Consider the following 19,389-nt stretch of genomic DNA (forward strand, 5'->3'; position numbering starts at 1 on the left):
GAAAGTCAACAAAAAAGGGTGGCGAAGCCACCCACACATGTTGATGAAGAGCCAAGAAAATACGAAGGGGCTAAATCTTTATGGATTTTCTGTTCTTCCCTCTATTTTGCAAAATATACATGGAGGTAACAGTTTTGACCAAGCTGCTTTTTGGACCTCGGGAACAGAAAGATCTTGTGGTGCAAACTATCATTATGAGTTCAATGGAGATGATTCTGCCGCAACCAAAGTTCTTTCTGGGCTAGTTTTAAATTACAGAAACGCCATGCCTGTACGTTGCCTTCGTGACGAACCTTATGACGGCACCCTTGTAAGCGACCCCGTTTCAACCACAACCCACAAAACACCGACTATAGAGTTTTATTTGAATCCCAATAAAACTTATGGTGAATTTACGGATGAACGCGATGGTCATGTCTATAAGACGATTGAAATAGATGGTCAAACTTGGATGGCCCAGAATCTGAATTATGAAACGCCAGACGGAACGAGTCTCTGTTTTAAAGACGATGAAAAAATTTGTGAATCTTTTGGACGACAGTACCGTTGGCCAGTCGCCATTGATTCCGCAAAAATCGGCATTAGAAGTGGTGACCATATTCCTGCGGATTCCGTTGTGCAGGGAATATGCCCTACAGGTTGGCACGTTCCCTCTGTCAATGAGTGGGGAACACTGTTGATGGCCGCCGCCTCGGATTCTATTCACTCGTCAAACGACATCTATTTTAAAGATGCCATCGATAAACTTTCGTCAAAAAAATTATGGCTACAAGGGGCAAATCATAGCGATGATTATGGATTATCCTTACTTCCCGCTTTTAACAGAATAAAAGGCATCTATCTTACCACATTTGGATTTTATGATAGTTTTGGCTCCCTAAGCACTTATACAGTTACTTTGGAAAATGAATGGGATGGTAGGCTTACTTTAAAGTACCAACGGTCTAGTAGTAATTTGATGGCAATGCTACGTTGTATTAAGGACGGTAGTGAAGTCCGTTATCCGGCAAAGGCTGAAAAGGCGGATTCATGTAATGTAAATGGTGTAGACAACTGCGAATACGGAACCCTTACCGACAAACGAGATGGCAGTACTTACAAGACCATAAAGATTGGTAAGCAGGAATGGATGGCCGAAAATTTACGGTATGCCGATAGCGTAAAGACTCCGAGCCTGAAAAACCGAATTCGATGCATAGAAGGCCAGGAGGCAAACTGCGAGAAATACGGAAGACTTTATTCTTGGTTTGCCGCTATGGATTCTGCACGTTATTACACCTCGCCAAAGGATTCTTTGTGCAGCTGTAAAAACATTTGTGCGGTGGAGCGGAATCACCAGGGAATTTGCCCTGATGGGTGGCGCCTGCCCAATCGAATCGACTTCGAAATTTTAAACAAATCGACAGACGCCCGTCGATATGATGCTGGAGGCGGAGTCCCCCTTGCCAGTGCCGGAGAATGGAACGAACTGCTGCTCAGATCCGACTCGTTAGAGGCTAACGTCTATGGCTTTAGCGTTCTTCCTACTATTTGGGATAATGAACCCTTGGAAAAAACAGCAAGAACAAGAATATGGACGAGTACTGTTCGCTATCACAGTTCTAACAATCCCATTGTGTTCGTCCAATTTTTGTATGGCAATGGTCGAAACAACACCACAGCGCCTCTCCGATGGGATTTGTATGAAGATGGCGGGTGTCGAGATTACATGAGCATTCGATGCATCAAGGAATGATTTTTTTTTCAAACTTGACTAGACGCTAAGTTCGACGCAAAGATCGAGACCCCAGAGGAATTCAACGAAGAAACTTCCGTACTTGGCTTTTGAATAGCAAAAGAGCCCGCTTAAGTCTATGCCGGCTTTTTTTGCAATGGAATAATCCTTACGAAGGATTTATATAAAGCCGGATCACGTTAGTCTTTTATGCAACGGATGGACATTTTGGGGTGAGCATTGGTTCTTCCAATCGTGTCACCAAAGATAATCGCGTAAGCTGCATCTTCGGTAAACATTGTTGATGTCCAAAAATATGCGTAGCGATACATATATTCAATTTTTCGACCAGAGTGTCCTCCTGCCGGTATTGCACTAAATCCACAGTCGTCACTTCCATTTCCGCCACTAGCCTCCTCTGTCCAAAGTTGGGTTGATTTCAATCTTTTTGCTGTGGCATCATCCTGATATTTACCCACTAGATTTATTAGTTTATCCCATTCATCACTAGATGGCACATGCCATCCAGTCGGGCAAATAGAATCAACCATTGCATAATTCATTGGTGCTTCATTCTTTCCGTTTTCTAACAAAGAGTAAAAACGCCCCCAAAAATCGCAGTTTAATTCATCATTGTCATAGCAGGCGCTGTAATCTGCGACATGGTTCAAGTTCTCTGCCATCCAGACCTGGTCACCGATGGTCGTGTATTTATACACCTGGCCATCGCGTTCATCCACGAACGTTCCGCGATTCGGCATGCCGTAGCCGTTCGTTCCTTCTGCAGGGCAAACTGATGATGCGTCAAAACCTTCGTCTGCGTCGGTAGCGCAGGCATTCAAAAACAACAAAACGAAAGGAACAACAAGCAGCAAGGATTTTTTCATTCTACACCCTATTTTTACCGTAATCTAGCCACGTTAGGAAATATAAAAATTCGAAACAATGGCATCAAAAATTTTCTATATTCTTTTGCAGTTCAACATAACACCGTCCGACGTGTGGTGAGGAAAGGCATTGCCTTAATGCCTATTCCATAGGTCCCGGGGCGGAAAAGACATAACCTCGCATTAGCGGATAAGAAAGTGACTAGGCCAAATTTCTGGCAGATGTCACAGGCACTTCAGGTGCCCAGCAGGATGAGGGTCAGTGAGTAGCGCGGCTGACCAGGGGAGAGAGCCTCCGCCTGCGAAATGCGAGGTACAATGGTCGATTCCTCGCAAAATATGGAACGGCCAGAAAATCTAAGCAATGAAAAATTCAATCATCGACTCTCATTTTGTCGACGATATTTGTCGCATCATCAATGAGGGGCAAGCAGGAGCATCGAAGGCTGTAGTCTCCGTTGCAATCACAACCTATTGGAACATTGGCAAGCGCATTGTTGAAGAAGAACAGTGCGGCGCTATGCGAGCTCAATACGGAAAAAGAATAGTATCGGAACTTGCAGAAAAATTGAAAACTTTATATGGAGCAGGCTATGGCAAGCGCAACTTAGCTTACTATAGAAGGTTTTATTTGGTTTTCCCTAACTACGAGATTTTGCACACGTGTGTGCAAAATTTAAGCTGGTCTCACATTCGCCTGTTAATCCATATTGAAAACGAGGAGGAAAGGCAATGGTATTTGACCGAGACAATTTCTGGTACATGGAGTGTTCGTACTTTGGAACGTAATATTGCATCACAATATTATGGTCGAAGACTTTTAGTACAGCGAACAGATCAGTCCTCGGCAAAAACGAAGGAAGATGTGAGAAAATCTCCTGAAAATTTTATAAAGAATCCTCTTATAGCAGACTTTTTGCAGTTTCATCAAAACTCAAGATATACAGAAACTCAGCTAGAACAAGCCTTGATTGACAATCTCCAGCAATTTATTCTGGAGTTAGGCAAAGGATATGACATATATGCCGTCAGAAGAGGAACTTAAAAATGTGATAGAATCGCAGAAAAGGTTTTTTCAGGAACAAACTGAAAAGGTTGAAATCTTCAATTTCTCGAAATAATAGCACACAATATAAGGAGTTTAAAATGGATTTTATTGGTGAAAAAGAGCTATCTTCAAATGGAATGGTAGAAGTATCATTTTTGCCCGACGAAGATGACATGCGAAAGTTCAAGGAAAAAGCCCTGGCCGCAGGAATCCCGTACCAGACGCTTTTGAATTCTCTAGTGCATTGCTACGTGACCGGCCAGATTATCATCCCTGATCCTGTATAAAAGCATTCAAGCAAGGATTTTTTCATTCTATACCTTAACGAGTTTTATGCAGGCCGTAAAGCCGTTATACGTGCAAATATAGAAACCTGGATAACATCACAAAAAAAATCTGTGCCCCATTGCTCTTTTTAATAAAATTAGTTATATTTTGTTCACTAGCACATTTGTGCATTTTGTTTGTGTTTTTTCAGCCTGTAACACAAAGGAGAAAGAATGAGTAGAGAGAACGTCATAAATACTGACGAAACTGCCTTCCAAAAGATATGTGACAATTCTCATTTTAATTATATAGCAAACTCGCCACAATTAAAAATTATCAAATAAGTATCATTTTTTAGATAAGCCTTGACACTGTATCAAAAAGGAGATACATTTGGAAGAGATTATTGCATACGAGGGAGTGTCGTTTACTATTGAATGGTTTTATGATGAACAAGGAAAAAGCGACGCCTTAGATTTTTTCAATGGACTTGATGATGTTAACAAAAGAAAGGTAATGATGCTTTTCAAACGAATGGGAGATTTTGGCCGAATTTCAGACATTACCAAATTTCGTAATGAGGGGGATAAAATTTACGCCTTCAAACCCCAGCCAAATAGATTTTTGTCATTTTTCTATACCGGTCAAAAAATTATTGTAACAAATGCCTTTTGTAAAAAATGTCAAAAGCTCCCTGAGGAAGAAAAACAAAAAGCTTTAAATAGAAAGGAAAATTACGAACAACGAGTTTTCGGTGGGACATATTATGCCAAAGTCTAAATCAACTTTTGAAAAAATGATGGAAGATCCAAAGCAAAAAGAAGCTTTCGACAAGGAATATGCCAACTTTCTTTTGTCGGAGTTGCTTTTAGATGCTATGGCCCAAGAAAAAATTAGCGTTCGTAAGTTATCGAATCTTTCTGGAATTTCAACATCGGTCATACAGAATTTACGAGCAATGCAACCCGTCAATATAACACTAAAGACATTAACTGCGCTCCTTGCACCTTTAGGGTACGAACTTACAGCTCGTAAAGGCAAAAAAATCGTAAAACTTTCCGCTTGACCATTGAATTAAAAAGTTCAAAGCGTTCAAGCAAGACAATGCCGCAAATGAAAGATGTTAATAAAAAACAGATCTCTCAAGATCAAGCCTTTGACGCTCTAGAAAGAATCATCAAGGTAGCTCCAGAACTTGACGACGAAAAGGAGCTGGCGTCGTGGCGCGTCGACAGGTACGCCCAAAATACACTAAAAGAAATTCAAGCGCTCTTTGAGACTGATAAAGGATGGAATTCCGAGGAAGAAATGATTGTCGACATAGCTAAATTTAGGCGGCCCAATCACTGAGTTTGCATTGCAAATTAAAACCTCTTTGCGGCGATGACTTCTTCTTGCTTCTGCTGCAAAATTAAATCACACACCAACGCAAAGAAACGGGCTTCTTCTTCGGAACGAGCCTTTTCAAGAATGTCAGAAGTTTCGTCAAAATTAATCTTCTTGCATTCGTCGTACAGTTCTTGCAATTTTTCAATTTGACACATGTTAAAACTCCTTTGACAACAATATAGATATTTCTATCGCAAAAACAAATAGATGCAAAAAAGAGCCCCGCCTCCAATGAGACGGGGTTCTTTTAGTTTCTTGAACAACCGACCTTGACTTTCGTCAGGGTGACAGTTGCGCGGGACTCACGCCACCGAAGAATTAAACTTCTTCGATGCTTGCGTGGTATTGACGCCTACTCCACAAAGTGGATAACTCAACTAAGCCTCTAAAGAGGCTAGTTTCGTATAGGCGTCAGCTGCTTCGCCTCAGCCATGCCAGAGAGCAAGCTCTCTGTCGCGGCATTGACGCTTACGCGTCATGCTGGCGGCTCAGCAATAATTACGCAAGCATAATTACTGCATTCGCCTTTGGGCATACTCGGCTTGCACGCTACTCCTGCAGGCTCTTCACTACGTTAAATCTCTTCAATGGAGGAATGATATTCCTGGAGAGATTTAACTTCGCCCTTGCCTGCCTTAGCAGCGGCAATACCCTTGACTGTGTCGAGAGCGGCGGCGAGAGTGGTGATGTAAGGAGTCTTGTACTTGATGGCAGCCTTACGGATGGCGGATTCATCGGCAACAGCGTCGCGGCGAGCCCACGGGGTGTTGATGATGAGGTTCACCTGCTTGTTCAGGATAACATCCAGAACGTTGGGGCGGCCTTCGGCGATCTTGTTCACCACTTCGCACTTGACGCCAGCCTTTTCGTAGAACTTGGCGGTGCCTTCGGTTGCGTAGATCTTGAAGCCAAGTTCCTGGAAACGCTGACCCACTTCGATTGCCTGGTCGCAGAGGTTGGTCTTGTCAGACAAGCTGATAAGAACTGCACCGCTGGAAGGCAAGATGGAGCCTGCGGCTTCCTGGCTCTTGTAGTAAGCCAGGGCGAAGTCTTCGGAGAGACCAAGCACTTCACCGGTGGAACGCATTTCAGGGCCGAGAACCGGGTCAACCTTGGGGAACTTGTCAAACGGGAACACAGCTTCCTTGGCACCGTGGTGCTTGAACTTCTTGTCCTTCAGCTTCAAATCTTCCAGCTTTTCACCCATCATGAGGCGGGTTGCAAGGCGGGCCATCTGAGTGTTACAAACCTTGGAGACCAGAGGCACGGTACGGGATGCGCGGGGGTTGGCTTCGAGAACGAAAACCTTGCCGTCTTCGATGGCGTACTGCATGTTCATGAGACCGCAAACGTGGAGGGATTCTGCAATCTTACGAGTGTAATCCTTGATGGTCTTCAGGTTTGCTTCGGTAATGGTTACCGGCGGAATAATGCAGGCGGAGTCACCGGAGTGGACACCTGCAAGTTCCACGTGTTCCATCACGGACGGAATGTAAACGTGTTCGCCATCAGAGAGGGCGTCGGCTTCGCATTCCAGAGCGTTGTGGAGGAAACGGTCGATGAGGAGCGGGCGATCCGGGGTAACGCCAACAGCCTTGGCAACGTATTCGCGGAGCATGTTTTCGTCGTAGATGACTTCCATGCCGCGGCCGCCAAGCACGAAGCTGGGGCGGATCATCACAGGGTAGCCACCGATCTGCTTGACGCAAGCGAGGGCTTCGTCGATGTTCGTTGCCATGCCACTTTCGGGCATGGGGATTTCCAGCTGGTCCATCATCTTGCGGAACAGGTCGCGGTCTTCAGCGATATCGATGGAATCGATGCTGGTACCGAGAATCTTCACGCCTTCGTCGCTGAGTGCGCGGGCGATGTTCAGCGGAGTCTGGCCACCGAACTGCACGATAACGCCGGCGGGCTGTTCCTTCTTGTAAATCTGGAGAACGTCTTCGAGGGTCACCGGTTCGAAGTACAGCTTGTCGCTGGTATCGTAGTCGGTAGAAACGGTTTCCGGGTTGCAGTTCACCATGATGGTTTCGTAACCCATTTCGCGGAGAGCCATTGCAGCGTGGCAGCAGCAATAGTCGAATTCAATACCTTGGCCGATACGGTTCGGGCCACCGCCGAGGATCATGATCTTCTTCGGGTTGTTGGTGGCGGTAGATTCGTCCTTGCAGTTGTAGGTAGAATAGTAGTAGTACTGGTCCTTCACGCCGCTAACAGGCACTGCGCACCAGCCTTCAACCATGCCGAGTTCGATACGCTTTGCACGAACGTCCTTTTCACGGATGCCGAGGATCTTTGCGATGTACTTATCGCCGAAGCCGTCCTTCTTGGCCTGGATCAGGAGTTCGTCAGAAGGCATGCGACCCGGAGTCTTAAGCATCTTTTCTTCAAGTTCAACCAGTTCGCGCATCTGCTGCACGAAGTAAGCCTTTTCGTAAGTAGCTGCGAAAACTTCTTCGTCGGTTGCGCCCTTACGGATGGCTTCGTACATCTGGAAGTGACGTTCAGAAGAAGCGGTCTTCATCATGTCGAGAAGTTCTTCCTTGGTCTTCTTGTTAAAGTCCTTAGCAAAGCCAAGGCCTGCACGGCCGTTTTCAAGACCGCGGATTGCCTTCTGGAGGGTTTCCTTATAGGTCTTTCCGATAGCCATGACTTCGCCCACAGCCTTCATCTGGGTGCCCAGGCAGTCATCAACGCCGCGGAACTTTTCGAATGCCCAGCGAGCAAACTTCAGCACAACGTAGTCACCGCTCGGAGTATACTTTTCGAGGGTGCCGTCGCGCCAGTAGTCCATCTGGTCCAGAGTCATGCCAGCAGCGAGCTTTGCAGAAACGAGAGCGATGGGGAAACCGGTTGCCTTGGAAGCAAGAGCAGAGGAGCGAGAGGTACGGGGGTTGATTTCGATAATCACCACGCGGCCAGACTTGGGGTCGTGTGCGAACTGAACGTTGGTACCGCCGATCACGCCGATAGCTTCAACAATCTTGAAAGCGTCGGTCTTCAGCTTTTCTTCAAGCTTCTTGTCGATGGTGAGGAACGGGGCGGCACAGAAGGAGTCGCCAGTATGAACGCCCACCGGGTCAATGTTTTCGATGAAGCAAATAGCGATCATCTGGTTCTTGGAGTCGCGAACCACTTCGACTTCCAGTTCTTCCCAACCGAGAATGGATTCTTCGATGAGGCACTGGTGAGTCATGGAAAGTTCAAGGCCGTTACCGCAAATGGTACGGAGTTCTTCGACGTTGTAGCAGAAGCCGCCACCTGCACCACCCATGGTGTATGCCGGACGAACCACCACAGGGTAGCCGATTTCAGCAACGATCTTTTCGGCTTCTTCAACAGAGTGGCAAATGCCGGAGCGCGGGGTGTCGATGCCCAGCTGCTGCATGGTAGCCTTGAAGATTTCACGGTCTTCGCCGCGTTCGATAGCGTCCAGGTTCACGCCAATGACCTTCACGCCGTACTTGTCCAGAATGCCAGCCTTGTTCAGGGCAGAAGACAGGTTCAAGCCAGTCTGACCGCCGAGGTTCGGGAGCAATGCCTGGGGACGTTCCTTGGCAATGATCTGTTCCAAGCGTTCGAGATTCAGCGGTTCGATGTAAGTGGCGTCGGCCATGACCGGGTCGGTCATGATGGTTGCCGGGTTAGAGTTCACCAGCACGATCTTGTAACCCTGTTCGCGCAGAGCCTTACAGGCCTGGGTGCCAGAGTAGTCGAATTCGCAAGCCTGGCCAATGACAATAGGACCAGAGCCGATGATGAGAACCTTATCGATACCTTCGATCTTCATTTTTTATCTCCATTTGATTTAACTAATAAATGTGCAATTGGCCCCTATCGGCTTCGCCTCCAGGGTGACTGTAATATCAACGTCATTCTGGAGCCCCGCCGGGGCGATAGAATCCATAAAAAGAAAGGCCGAACCAATAGGCTCGGCACTCATAAAATCAACAATCTTGGAAATGGAAATAGAAGAACAAACAGAAGAAACAACCATTGCGGCCGGAGCACCATGGGCGCCAGTTCGCTTAGCCATTTTCTTGTTCAATGCGTTCATCACTTCCAACTAAATTTCACAAGGTTTAAACTTGTGCAAATATAGTTAGAAATGTAAAAACCTTCAATATTTGTAAAAACAGAATGTGAAAATTTTCTGTTTTTTTTGAAGTTACTCGGCAGCAGGTTCATCAACCGGTTCGTCGACGACACATCCCGGAGCCATGGGATCCTTGGTGCAGATATCATCCTCATCGTCGCTGGAGGTGCTGGAACCACTGCATGCAACCAACGCTACAACAGAGAGAAGGAAAAACATACCCAGGATTTTGCGTTTCATAATTCCGTCCTTTTTTTCAAAAACTTGTTGACAGACAACAAGTTACATTATACAAAATCACCAGTTCATTGGCAACAGGAGAAACAAAAAAAACACCCACCCCAAGGGCAGGTGTCTTAAAAGCTTTTTAAGCAATACAAGCAAAGCAATTAAAATTACTTGCTCTTCTTAGCAGCCTTCTTAGCAGCAGCGGTAGCCTTGAGAGCAGCGCCAACCTTGAAGGAAACAGTCTTGGAAGCCTTGATCTTGATGGTAGCGCCAGTCTGCGGATTGCGACCGGTACGTGCAGCACGTTCCTTAACCTGGAAAGTACCGAAACCGATCAACTGAACGAGACCATCCTTCTTGATACCAGCGGAGATACCGTCGAGCACAGCGTCAACAGCGCGGCCAGCAGCAGCCTTGGATTCGATGCCAGCTTCCTTGTTGGCGAGGATTGCTTCAATGAGATCTTGCTTATTCATTATTAACTCCTTTGAGTTGGGTTTAAGAATTTTATGGGTATATTATACTTTTTTTTAAAGGTTGTAGGTAATTTATTTTGAAAAAAATCTGAAAAAAGTCAATAAAATCAAGCCTTGGGGGCCGGTTCGTCCTCGCTAGCCGTTAAACTATCAGCTTTCCGCTGGATCTTCTTCAAGTACACAAGGCAAAGACAGGTAAAGGGAATCGCCACAACCAGGCCAAGAAAACCAAGAAGTTTGCCCCAGATTGAAAGGGAAAGAAGAATTCCCACAGGAGGCAAGTCCATAGAAGACCCTACAATCTTAGGCACCAGGACCATGTCCTGCAAAACCTGGACAATGGCATAGACAGCAAGCACAATCAGGGCAACTTCCCAGAAAGGCATACCAGATTCCAAGGCGTAAACAACCGCAAGCAACAGCGCTACGGGAATAGTCGTCAGCTGCAAGTAGGGAACCATGTTCAACGCGCCGGAGAATAAACCGAAGGCAACCCCCATAGGCAGTCCGATAATGCTGAAGCCAATGGAATAAAGAATTCCAACGCTTAATGCAACCAGGGACTGCGCACGGAAATAGTTGCCCATAAAGCGATCCATTTCCTTGCCGAACTCAGAGGAACTTTTCTTGTACCTGTTGGGAATCAGGTCTAGCATGCCGCGACGAAGCTTGGGCATGTCCAGCATGATGAAGATGAGATACATGAAGATAATCGCCGCACCGGACAGCCAGGCCAGCACACTGGAAGTCTTAGAAAGAATTCCCCAGGCACTAGGAAGAACCTTGCCGGCAACAGACTGCACGGAGTCCCAGAAATCAAGGCTTCGCATAGCCACCGCAATCTTATCCCAGGAAACCACAGATTTTACGGACTGCCAAATATCCTTAGGAACAAAGGAAGAAATTCTTTCAACCCAGACAGAATCGCTGAACAAGCGCGGAATCAGTTCACCCAGGTGTCGCACTTCGGAAACCACCATAGGAACAAACAAAGCAAGAGCACCACCGACCACAAGAATCATGGCAAGCAAGACAAGCAACACAGCAACAATGCGATGTTTCACCTTGCCCTGCAACTTGCATACCAGCGGGTCCATAATGTAGGCCACAAGGAATGCTGCAAAGAACGGAAACAAAACACCGCTCAGGTAGTTCAGCGCCCACAGTACAGCGCCAATACCAAGCACCACGATGATGTACCGCATAATGCGGTCCATGGTCCATATTCTACTCATTTGCGGCTCCTGTATTCCAAGGGTTTAACACCGAACACCTTTGCAAACTTTTTCTCAAACTGGCTAGAACTCTTTTCACCAACGGCAAGCGCGATTTCCGCCACGGAACGGTCCGAATTCAAAAGCATTTCTGCCGCGGGAGCCATCTGTTTTTCAAGCTGCGCAAGAGACTCTTTCTTGTGAGCGATCCGCTTAGGATTCGTCCGGTAAAAATAGGCGATGGCCACCACAAAGACAATCACCATCAAGGCAAGAACAACGATCATCAAATTCACGAAGTTCCGATTTATACCAAACAACTTAATGGAGCGAAGTTCAATCTGGTCCGGAATTCCGCGCAGGGTTCCTTCCCCATTGAACACCTCAAGGATAACGCCGCGATCCATGTACCTTAGGCCGTCGTCGTTTTCAAGGCCTTGAGCAGACAGCCACCATTCAGGAACCTTGAAATCAAGCAGGCCAAGCTTCGTCGGTTTACTGAACGTGCCCACCGCAGTAGACGCAACCAGCGGTCGATAGCTCAGGTACGTATTCGCCTTACTGTACACCGGGTCGTTGTTCAAGAGACGAACAGAAATATTCCGCATTCTCCCCGTCTCTACCTCAATTACTAGCGAATCAAATCGGGCAAAGTCGTAGAAATTTACCGCGGGTCGATTATTCACCGACATCAGGTTGAAACCAACGCCAGCATACGGATACGCCATGCCAGAACGGATGTTGATATCCGCCGTAATGGAGGAATCCGTCCGAGATAGTTCACAGGTGGAAAATCCGCCGGCGGAGTTATCCGTGAGGGCATAGACTTCAAAGGCACCCGCCGGAAAAAGGACCTGCTCGTTGTAGCGATACCTGCAAAGGATAAAGCTCCATGTAGCAAGCAACAGTAAGAAAACAATCGTTACAACAGCAATCTTTTTCACTTAGTTACCGTTTTCGTTCTTGTGAAGCGAATGTCTGCGTCCAATGGCAATGATCATGAGAACCACCATAATGAACAGAACTATTCCGAAGAAAAGATTGCTCACTCCGATAGCGGATACAGAATAGATCTTTAAACCAAATTTCTTTCCCTTAGGCTGATTCCAACCCGGAGCAATTTCTACGCGGGCAACGGTCTCCTGGTGTCTGCGATTAAGAGTCGTATCTACCTTGGCATCCTTGTACCAGAAATCCGGAGTGTAGAACTGCTCCATAGGCAGAGCCACACGCTGACGCCCCGAAGTCAAGGGAAGTTCCTTCATCAACAAGCGAAACGTCTTTGCAACCTTGGGGTCAGTCACATCCGGGTCAAAAGTCCAAATCTTGACAAGGACCTCGCCAGTTCCGTAGGATTCCATATCAAAGACCACGGAATCAACAAAAGTCCAATTGCGGTAGAGGGCTTCTTCGCCACCGGCCTTATTCAAGTCAAACAGCAAGCCACACCAGGCTGCCTTTGCGGAATTGCCACCCAAGATGCAGGAAAAATCCAGCAGGGAATCCTGCAGGTTAAATTCAACGGAAGACGAACCACCATCCGTCAAATCGTCATATGCGATAACAGAAGATTCCGCTGCAAGGGGGAATACACTTTCGCTAAAATAACGATTCGGCAGAACGTTATAAACACCCAGTACAACCGCTGCAATCAGAGCAAGGACTGCGTACGTCTTATTCATTTTCGGGCTCAATCACCTTTTTCATGTGAAGATTATACTGTAGCAAATCCATAGGGTCTTCATCCGGCATCTTTTCGCCAAGAAGCTTGGTAACGAGAGCGTCAAACCAGCGAATAAAGAAGAAATGGTGCTTGCCTTCTTTTTGCGGGACCTGGAAAGGATGTTCCAGGGTACGTTTCAGAAGCTGAATCGTCAAAGACGGAGTCAGGTGATACATCTTGCAGCAGGTTGTCACCTTGCCGTCAAAACCGTAGTCGGGAAGTTTTCCGTCTACCAAGGGTTCGCCGTGATCGATGCACTTGGGATTTTCGCAAACAGGGTCTTGGAGATTCTTGGCAAGCAGCGCCTTGAGCCACAGCTCGCGGGACTTGTCAATTAGTTCCCCGCGAAAGGCCATGGTCTGGTCGCAAGGGAAAAAAGTCGAAAAACACTTGGGACAAATCCTAAGGTCAAGATGATGGAGATTGATCTTAACAACCTCGGTTCCACAAAAAGAACAATTACTCATGCCGTTCAATATATAAAAAAAGGAATTACTATATTTGGGACATGGCAAAAGTAGTTCAGATTAACGCAGAAAATTTTGAAACCGAAGTGGTGCAGGCCTCCCAGGACCGCGCCGTTGCAGTCCTCTTCTCCTCGGCAGAATATCCCGATTGTGCCCCATACTCCCAGCTGGTGGGCCAGTTCAGCACAAGTCTGGATTTCACCCTGGGCGTTGTCAGTTGCGATGACCGCGAAAACATGCAGCTGATCCAGGCCTTCCGCGTACGTTCCGTTCCCGAAATCCACATGGTGGACAAGGGCCAGATTGCAGACGTTATCGCAGGCGTTCTACCCGAAAGCGAACTGAAGAAGCGCCTGGAAAAGTTCTACGTCAGTGACGAAGCCAAGATGGCTAACGCCCTGGAAGAAGCCATCGCAAGCAAGAACTACGACGAGGCCCTGCCCATGCTCAACGAAGCCTTGCAGAAGACTCCCGACGACAAGAAGCTTTTGCTCCTGTGGGCCAAGGCAAGTCTCGGCATGGGCGATACCGAAAAGGCAAAAGAAATTCTCAAGAAGTTCAACGAAGCCGACGACCAGTATAAGGAAGCCAAGTCCCTGCTGGAACTTCTGGATTTCCATGCCGAAGCCGCCAAGAAGGACGTTCAGGGCAAGGAAGCCATCGTATTCCACGAAGCCTGCTGCATGGCCGCCGCCGAAGATTTCGAAAGTGCCCTCCAGGCCTTCCTTAATTTGTACGTAGAAGCTCCGGAATGGAACGACAGTGCAGCAAAGAAGGCTATGCTCACGCTATTCGGCGTTCTGGGTCCCAAGCACGAACTGACTTGGAAGTACCGAGCCAAGCTGAACACGATCATGTTCATCTAGCTTAATATTTTCAGCTTAATGTTTAAAGCAAAGATGGGATTCTAGGAATTCCGTCTTTTCTTTTTCGGTGAGATTACCCCTGCAAACTCTAACTCCGTCTGTAGAGTTAATTCCCATGCCAACCAGGCCAGCGGTTCCACCAACAACTGTACCAACAGAGGCTCCAACGGCAAAACCCACTGGCGTCATAACAAGCATCAAAGATCCAATTACAGGATTCGAGCCCATCGTCGCCTTGGCGGCCTCAAAGAAGAATTCTCCCCCAAAATAGAATCCCTTTTGAGCTCCTCCGGACACATGATCAAGAAAGACCCTTCCATTGCTCTTGGGAGTCCAAAGTTCTGAGCCACCGTCACAAATCTGGATTTTTTCTACCGGTAAGGAAACAACGCTTTTCGAATCATTCGTTACAAACTTCAGAGCGTCTTCTCCATTGCTGTAACAATATCTGCTGGCTTCAAAAAAAGTAACCTGCGAGCCATATTCATACCGGAACGTCATTTCATCACCGTGCTGAACAGCAGACTGGAACGCATTCAAATCGCTTTCATCTATGGGCTCTGCTTCCGACAACTTTTCTGAATTTTCGCTTATTGAACCAACCTTTGATGAGCCGGAACAGCCCAACACACAAAAGACCGTACAAACAAGAAACAGACCCAAGTTCTTCATAGCCAACTCTCCTAACAATTATAAATCTACAATTTTTTCTACATTTCGACTTATGAATATTGATTTCAACCGCAGATTGTCTATCGCCCCGATGCTGGATTGCACCGACCGCCACGAACGCTATTTTCTGCGTTTGATTTCCAAGCATACCTTGCTGTACAGCGAAATGGTGGTGACCCATGCGTTGCTCCACGCTAATCCCGAAATGTTCTTGGGTCACGAGGAATTTGAATATCCTGCCGTGCTGCAGCTGGGAGGAAGCAACCCTGCCGACTTGGCAAAGTGCAGCAAGATGGTGGAAGCCGCAGGTTTCCAGGAAGTGAACCTGAATTGCGGCTGCCCCTCGGACCGCGTGCAGAGCGGAAGTTTCGGCGCCTGCCTCATGAAGGACAAGAACCTGGTGGCCGACTGCTTCAAGGCCATGCAGGATGCCGTAAGCATTCCCGTTTCCATCAAGTGCCGCATCGGCGTAGACGAGTTCGACAGCTGGGAGTTTTTCCGCGATTTTGTACAAACTATCGCTGACGCCGGCTGCAAGTACTTTATTATTCACGCCCGCAAGGCCTGGCTGAAAGGTTTAAGCCCCAAGGAGAACCGCGAAGTTCCTCCCCTGCATTATGAATTTGTTCATAAGCTGAAGGCTGAAATGCCCCAGCTGAATATTGCCATCAACGGCGGCATCCGCAGTATGGACCAGATGCTCGCCCACTTAAACGGCGACCCCACTTCTGCTGGAACGGGTGTGGCGCTGGACGGCGTGATGGTGGGCCGCGAAGCCTACGAAAATCCCTGGTTCCTGCACGACGCCGACGAACGAGTTTTCGGAGATGCCGCAGAGCCCCGTTACAGGAGTCGCAAGGAAGTTTTGGAAGCCTACCTCCCCTACGTAGAAAAGCAATATGCAGAAGGCTGCCCCGCCACCATCCTGGTGCGTCACCTGTATGGCCTTTTCGCAGGCATGCCCGGCGCCCGCAAGTACCGCCAGATGCTCAGCGAAGGCGCACCCCGCGCCCGCGAATACGGCGGCCCCGCAGAACTGATCCGCAAGGCTATGGAATTGGTGGTGGAAGAATAAGCAAAAACTCCGGGGTTCAGCCTCGGAGTTTTCTTATCAACTTTATGCTTTTTCAGCGGCAATCTTATCCGCTAGTTCCTGAACCTTTTCAAGAGGCAACTTGAGGACTCGAGAGACTCGTTCCACAGGGTCATTATCTCGTAGAAGCGCTTCTGCGTCACTGAATTTGGTTTCTTCACAGCCTTCTTTGTGTCCTTCTTCACGGCCCTCGCGGCGGGCGGTTCCGATGCGTGTACTGATTTCAGCTTCTGTGACCATACCTGTTGCAATCTCCGTGATAAAGTTCTTCTCGAGGGCGTTCACCGCCAGACGGCTGTAAACATCCGCTATGACGGGATCCTTCGTTTTGGGGGCATCCTTCGCAGAGGCCATCTTGGTGAAAAGCTCCAGCCATTCCGTCTCGGCAGTGTTCAGGTTCAAGACCTTCGCATCCACCTTACTCAAGTCGATTACAATATACCTTTTTTTATCATATACAGGCAAGGCGCCGGGATCACCGATGCTAGAAAAGCGGAAGAGGCCCAGTTCCTCGCGGTAGCTTTTGCAAAAGCTAACCGGGAAGTTGCAAATCCACACGCTGTAGGTTGTAGGCATCAGATAGGGATGGTCTTCCTTCTCGGTCTCGGTGCGCTGGCTGTCAAAGTGAATCTTCGACTCAATGGAAAGCTGGTCCGCATAAAGTTCCACGCGGTCCGTAAAATCCTCGTGAGACGCCCGCTGCATCTCCAGATCCACGTATTCTTCATTGTTGAGTTTCGCGTGTACGTCAAAGCGGACCTCCTCCACATCGATTGCGGAAGTCAACGTCGACGCAGGCTTCTTGCGCTCGATACTCACGATCTTACGTTCCTCAGGCTGATGCAGCATTGCGTTTAAAAAGTGAATCAGCGTAACGTCCTTCGAAAAGATTTCCTTGAAGACCTTGTCCCGGGTCGGGTCCAGGAACGCATGCTGTTTAATGATCTCGACTTGTCTTTCGACTTTTTCTTCAAAAGTTGCCATTATAATTCCAAAACGGGAACGCCCCCGCAATAGCGCAAGGCGGATTCGCCCTACATACTATAACACGTTTTGAACGAGGAAATGTTGCGCGATTTTACGTAAAATAATTGTAAAACGGGAAATCCTTAATGATATCCGCAGCGGGCCGAGAGGGGGTGGCGGAAGACTTTTAGCCGGGGCGGTTGACCAGGGGGAGCCGTCGGGCGGTACCAAAAACAGCCGCGAGCGGACAACCTGCGGCAGTCCGACTACGCCTTGATGTTATTTTTTTGCGTTTTTGGATGTTCTAGGCTGTTTTTAGCGATGCCACGGCGTAAAAAAAGGCTGCAGCCAGGGGGAAACTTCCCCCCTATCCCTTGACAAACGACTTGTTTTTTTCTCTATTTGGAGGCACAATTTTAAGTTTCACCTTTAACGGAGATACAATATGCCTTGCGGAAAGAAAAGAAAGCGCAGGAAGATTGCGACTCACAAGCGTAAGAAGCGCCGTCGTCGTGACCGTCATAAGAAGAAAATTCGCTAATTTCCGTTAGCATTCTCTTGTGATTTTCCTGTTAAGGAATTGAAAGACGGAGTGACAAGCTCCGTTTTTCGTTTTTTTTGTTTTTAGGATTTTCTTAAAACTTATCGAAATTTTACACATTCTGTAAATATTTGATGTATATTAAGGCTTTCCAGTTTCAACCGAGCAGTTCCTGAGCTCACCAAAATAAGGAATAGAAAATGATTGATCGCAGCAAGCACTTCCTCCGCCTCGCCGACTGGAGCGAAGAAAGAATTCTCGAAACCGTAGCCATCGCTTCCCGCCTGAAAAAGGAAGTCCATGCAGGCCAGGTCTCCGACCGTCTTCACGGCCAGAACATCGGTATGTTCTTCGAAAAGCCGTCTCTGCGAACCATCACTACTTTCCAGGTGGGCATGAACCAGCTGGGTGGCCACGCCGTGCTGCTCTCCCCGGACTCCATCGGTCTTGGCAAGCGCGAATCCATCAAGGATGTGGCCCGCTGCCTTTCCCGCTGGGTGAACGCTCTCGTTGTCCGCTGCTTCAAGCAGGACCTGGTGGAACAGCTGGCTGAATACGGTTCCATTCCCGTTGTGAACGCCCTGACCGACGACTACCACCCCTGCCAGGCTATCGCCTTCGCCCAGATGATTGAAGAAAATCTCGGCGGTATGAAGGGCAAGACTGTGGCCTTCATCGGCGACGGCAACAACGTTGCAAACTCTTTCCTCGCCCTCTGCTCCAAGGTGGGCATGAACTTTACTTTGGCTTGCCCCAAGGGTTTTGAACAGCCGGCTCACGTGATCGAAGAAGCTCAGGCCGACTTCAAGCGCCACGGCTGCCAGTACCGCGTATTTAACGACCCGAAGGAAGCTGTCAAGGACGCCGACATCCTTTATAGCGACGTGTGGGTTTCCATGGGTCAGGAAGGTCAGAAGGAATCCAAGCAGAATCACTTCCTGCCGTTCCGCATCGACGCAGACCTTTTGAAGTACGCTCCGTCTCACGTGAAGGTTTCCCACTGCCTGCCCGCTCACCGCGGCGACGAAATCACCGACGAAGTGATGGACAACCTTGACCTGAACATGAGCTACGAAGAAGCCGAAAATCGCCTCCACGCCCACAAGGCCGTGCTGTGGCAGGTCATGACCGCTACTAGCGAACTCGGCAAGTAATTGCTAGGTTCCCGGTCAAGCCGGGAATGACGCGCACGACGTTCACTTAGGACGACATGCGTGACGCATGCACAAGAATTCGGCCCGCGAGAGATCGCGGGTCTTTTTTTTGCAGTCAACGGACTTGCGGCGTTTATGCTGCGTATGACAACGCCTCCTCAACAGGAGACATTTCTGTTTGCCAGCTGAAACCTCCAAACAGAATAAGCCCCGTCTTGCAGATGCACTTATTTCGTTGCGCACGTTGCAAATTAGGACTAATCCCGCAGATTCGGTATATTAGTCCTAGCCAGCCCATCACAAACTAGGACTATTCCCGCAGATTCGGCAAATTAGTCCTAGCCAGCCCATCACAAACTAGGACTATTCCCGCAGATTCGGTAAATTGGTCCTAGCCGGCTCATCACAAGCTAGGACTATTCCTGCAGATTCGGTAAATTGGTCCTAGCCAGCCCATCACAAACTAGGACTATTCCCGCAGATTCAATAAATTAGTCCTAGCCAGCCCGATATAGCAGTCAAGCCTCTTACACCTGCGATACATTCGGCATGATGATCGTCAACGCCATTCGCTTTATTATATTT

The 19,389-nt window shown here is 47.9% G+C and carries 21 protein-coding genes; 9 read left to right on the forward strand and 12 right to left on the reverse strand.

Features of this window, described 5'->3' with window-relative positions; translation table 11 throughout:
• On the forward strand, positions 1–1,735 hold a 1,735-nt coding region (locus tag MJZ26_06300), incomplete at its 5' end, for a hypothetical protein (GenBank protein ID MCQ2105384.1).
• Positions 1,736–1,914: 179 nt separating this feature from the next.
• Here the strand turns inward: MJZ26_06300 and MJZ26_06305 are convergent.
• Entirely contained in the window at positions 1,915–2,601 is a 687-nt protein-coding gene (locus MJZ26_06305) for a hypothetical protein (protein MCQ2105385.1), read from the reverse strand.
• A gap of 364 nt (positions 2,602–2,965) precedes the next feature.
• Between MJZ26_06305 and MJZ26_06310 the strand changes: the two genes are divergently transcribed.
• From MJZ26_06310 to MJZ26_06330, 5 genes are all read left to right on the forward strand, one after another.
• A complete protein-coding gene (locus tag MJZ26_06310) occupies positions 2,966–3,646 on the forward strand; it encodes a PDDEXK nuclease domain-containing protein (GenBank protein ID MCQ2105386.1) in 681 nt (226 codons plus the stop codon).
• Between the two features lie 101 nt (positions 3,647–3,747).
• Positions 3,748–3,936, forward strand: a complete 189-nt coding sequence (locus MJZ26_06315) for a hypothetical protein (protein ID MCQ2105387.1) — start codon at positions 3,748–3,750, stop codon at positions 3,934–3,936.
• A gap of 373 nt (positions 3,937–4,309) precedes the next feature.
• The gene (locus MJZ26_06320) at positions 4,310–4,696 is read left to right on the forward strand and encodes a type II toxin-antitoxin system RelE/ParE family toxin (protein MCQ2105388.1); all 387 of its coding nucleotides are present in this window, start codon (positions 4,310–4,312) and stop codon (positions 4,694–4,696) included.
• Complete coding sequence (locus MJZ26_06325; GenBank protein ID MCQ2105389.1) at positions 4,683–4,982, forward strand: helix-turn-helix transcriptional regulator; 300 nt, start codon at positions 4,683–4,685, stop codon at positions 4,980–4,982. Before MJZ26_06320 ends, MJZ26_06325 begins: the two co-directional genes overlap by 14 nt.
• Entirely contained in the window at positions 4,979–5,266 is a 288-nt protein-coding gene (locus MJZ26_06330) for a hypothetical protein (GenBank protein ID MCQ2105390.1), read from the forward strand. Before MJZ26_06325 ends, MJZ26_06330 begins: the two co-directional genes overlap by 4 nt.
• Positions 5,267–5,280: 14 nt before the next feature.
• Here MJZ26_06330 and MJZ26_06335 read toward each other — a convergent pair whose 3' ends face one another.
• The 9 genes from MJZ26_06335 to MJZ26_06375 all read right to left on the reverse strand — a co-directional run bounded on the left by MJZ26_06335 (position 5,281) and on the right by MJZ26_06375 (position 13,401).
• Positions 5,281–5,460, reverse strand: a complete 180-nt coding sequence (locus MJZ26_06335) for a hypothetical protein (GenBank protein ID MCQ2105391.1) — start codon at positions 5,458–5,460, stop codon at positions 5,281–5,283.
• Between the two features lie 419 nt (positions 5,461–5,879).
• Positions 5,880–9,098 carry a carbamoyl-phosphate synthase large subunit gene (carB, locus tag MJZ26_06340; protein ID MCQ2105392.1) on the reverse strand — a complete coding sequence of 1,073 codons (3,219 nt, stop codon included), beginning with the start codon at positions 9,096–9,098 and terminating at the stop codon, positions 5,880–5,882.
• 18 nt (positions 9,099–9,116) lie between these two features.
• A complete protein-coding gene (locus MJZ26_06345; protein ID MCQ2105393.1) occupies positions 9,117–9,365 on the reverse strand; it encodes a hypothetical protein in 249 nt (82 codons plus the stop codon).
• A 111-nt stretch (positions 9,366–9,476) separates the two neighbouring features.
• Positions 9,477–9,644: a hypothetical protein gene (locus tag MJZ26_06350; protein ID MCQ2105394.1), complete on the reverse strand. Its 168-nt coding sequence runs from the start codon at positions 9,642–9,644 to the stop codon at positions 9,477–9,479.
• Positions 9,645–9,799: 155 nt separating this feature from the next.
• Complete coding sequence (locus MJZ26_06355; GenBank protein MCQ2105395.1) at positions 9,800–10,108, reverse strand: HU family DNA-binding protein; 309 nt, start codon at positions 10,106–10,108, stop codon at positions 9,800–9,802.
• Between the two features lie 107 nt (positions 10,109–10,215).
• Positions 10,216–11,343 (reverse strand): AI-2E family transporter, encoded by a 1,128-nt coding sequence (locus MJZ26_06360; GenBank protein MCQ2105396.1) that lies wholly within the window; start codon positions 11,341–11,343, stop codon positions 10,216–10,218.
• Positions 11,340–12,266, reverse strand: coding sequence for a helix-turn-helix domain-containing protein (locus MJZ26_06365; protein MCQ2105397.1), 927 nt, complete (start codon positions 12,264–12,266; stop codon positions 11,340–11,342). The genes MJZ26_06360 and MJZ26_06365 overlap by 4 nt, the downstream gene beginning before the upstream one ends.
• Positions 12,267–13,004, reverse strand: coding sequence for a hypothetical protein (locus tag MJZ26_06370; protein MCQ2105398.1), 738 nt, complete (start codon positions 13,002–13,004; stop codon positions 12,267–12,269). It abuts the gene before it with no gap.
• Positions 12,997–13,401: a hypothetical protein gene (locus MJZ26_06375; protein ID MCQ2105399.1), complete on the reverse strand. Its 405-nt coding sequence runs from the start codon at positions 13,399–13,401 to the stop codon at positions 12,997–12,999. The genes MJZ26_06370 and MJZ26_06375 overlap by 8 nt, the downstream gene beginning before the upstream one ends.
• Positions 13,402–13,553: 152 nt before the next feature.
• Between MJZ26_06375 and MJZ26_06380 the strand changes: the two genes are divergently transcribed.
• Positions 13,554–14,378, forward strand: coding sequence for a tetratricopeptide repeat protein (locus tag MJZ26_06380; GenBank protein MCQ2105400.1), 825 nt, complete (start codon positions 13,554–13,556; stop codon positions 14,376–14,378).
• A gap of 15 nt (positions 14,379–14,393) precedes the next feature.
• Here MJZ26_06380 and MJZ26_06385 read toward each other — a convergent pair whose 3' ends face one another.
• Positions 14,394–15,050: a hypothetical protein gene (locus tag MJZ26_06385; protein MCQ2105401.1), complete on the reverse strand. Its 657-nt coding sequence runs from the start codon at positions 15,048–15,050 to the stop codon at positions 14,394–14,396.
• A gap of 52 nt (positions 15,051–15,102) precedes the next feature.
• Between MJZ26_06385 and dusA the strand changes: the two genes are divergently transcribed.
• Complete coding sequence (dusA, locus tag MJZ26_06390; protein MCQ2105402.1) at positions 15,103–16,125, forward strand: tRNA dihydrouridine(20/20a) synthase DusA; 1,023 nt, start codon at positions 15,103–15,105, stop codon at positions 16,123–16,125.
• A 42-nt stretch (positions 16,126–16,167) separates the two neighbouring features.
• On the opposite strand, the gene MJZ26_06395 is transcribed toward dusA, so the two are convergent.
• Complete coding sequence (locus MJZ26_06395; protein ID MCQ2105403.1) at positions 16,168–17,127, reverse strand: Rpn family recombination-promoting nuclease/putative transposase; 960 nt, start codon at positions 17,125–17,127, stop codon at positions 16,168–16,170.
• A gap of 723 nt (positions 17,128–17,850) precedes the next feature.
• Between MJZ26_06395 and argF the strand changes: the two genes are divergently transcribed.
• Positions 17,851–18,804, forward strand: coding sequence for an ornithine carbamoyltransferase (gene argF / locus MJZ26_06400; GenBank protein MCQ2105404.1), 954 nt, complete (start codon positions 17,851–17,853; stop codon positions 18,802–18,804).
• Positions 18,805–19,389: the final 585 nt, after the last annotated feature.

Origin of the sequence: Fibrobacter sp., assembly GCA_024398965.1 — a bacterium.
Classification (GTDB): domain Bacteria; phylum Fibrobacterota; class Fibrobacteria; order Fibrobacterales; family Fibrobacteraceae; genus Fibrobacter.

Excerpts from the sequence above, each read along its gene's own strand:
- MJZ26_06305 (MCQ2105385.1), bottom strand. The coding sequence starts at position 2,601 with ATGAAAAAATCCTTGCTGCTTGTTGTTCCTTTCGTTTTGTTGTTTTTG.
- MJZ26_06310 (MCQ2105386.1), top strand. The coding sequence starts at position 2,966 with ATGAAAAATTCAATCATCGACTCTCATTTTGTCGACGATATTTGTCGC.
- MJZ26_06315 (MCQ2105387.1), top strand. The coding sequence starts at position 3,748 with ATGGATTTTATTGGTGAAAAAGAGCTATCTTCAAATGGAATGGTAGAA.
- MJZ26_06325 (MCQ2105389.1), top strand. The coding sequence starts at position 4,683 with ATGCCAAAGTCTAAATCAACTTTTGAAAAAATGATGGAAGATCCAAAG.
- MJZ26_06335 (MCQ2105391.1), bottom strand. The coding sequence starts at position 5,460 with ATGTGTCAAATTGAAAAATTGCAAGAACTGTACGACGAATGCAAGAAG.
- carB (MCQ2105392.1), bottom strand. The coding sequence starts at position 9,098 with ATGAAGATCGAAGGTATCGATAAGGTTCTCATCATCGGCTCTGGTCCT.
- MJZ26_06345 (MCQ2105393.1), bottom strand. The coding sequence starts at position 9,365 with ATGAACGCATTGAACAAGAAAATGGCTAAGCGAACTGGCGCCCATGGT.
- MJZ26_06350 (MCQ2105394.1), bottom strand. The coding sequence starts at position 9,644 with ATGAAACGCAAAATCCTGGGTATGTTTTTCCTTCTCTCTGTTGTAGCG.
- MJZ26_06355 (MCQ2105395.1), bottom strand. The coding sequence starts at position 10,108 with ATGAATAAGCAAGATCTCATTGAAGCAATCCTCGCCAACAAGGAAGCT.
- MJZ26_06360 (MCQ2105396.1), bottom strand. The coding sequence starts at position 11,343 with ATGAGTAGAATATGGACCATGGACCGCATTATGCGGTACATCATCGTG.
- MJZ26_06370 (MCQ2105398.1), bottom strand. The coding sequence starts at position 13,004 with ATGAATAAGACGTACGCAGTCCTTGCTCTGATTGCAGCGGTTGTACTG.
- MJZ26_06375 (MCQ2105399.1), bottom strand. The coding sequence starts at position 13,401 with ATGGCCTTTCGCGGGGAACTAATTGACAAGTCCCGCGAGCTGTGGCTC.
- MJZ26_06380 (MCQ2105400.1), top strand. The coding sequence starts at position 13,554 with ATGGCAAAAGTAGTTCAGATTAACGCAGAAAATTTTGAAACCGAAGTG.
- MJZ26_06385 (MCQ2105401.1), bottom strand. The coding sequence starts at position 15,050 with ATGAAGAACTTGGGTCTGTTTCTTGTTTGTACGGTCTTTTGTGTGTTG.
- dusA (MCQ2105402.1), top strand. The coding sequence starts at position 15,103 with ATGAATATTGATTTCAACCGCAGATTGTCTATCGCCCCGATGCTGGAT.
- MJZ26_06395 (MCQ2105403.1), bottom strand. The coding sequence starts at position 17,127 with ATGGCAACTTTTGAAGAAAAAGTCGAAAGACAAGTCGAGATCATTAAA.
- argF (MCQ2105404.1), top strand. The coding sequence starts at position 17,851 with ATGATTGATCGCAGCAAGCACTTCCTCCGCCTCGCCGACTGGAGCGAA.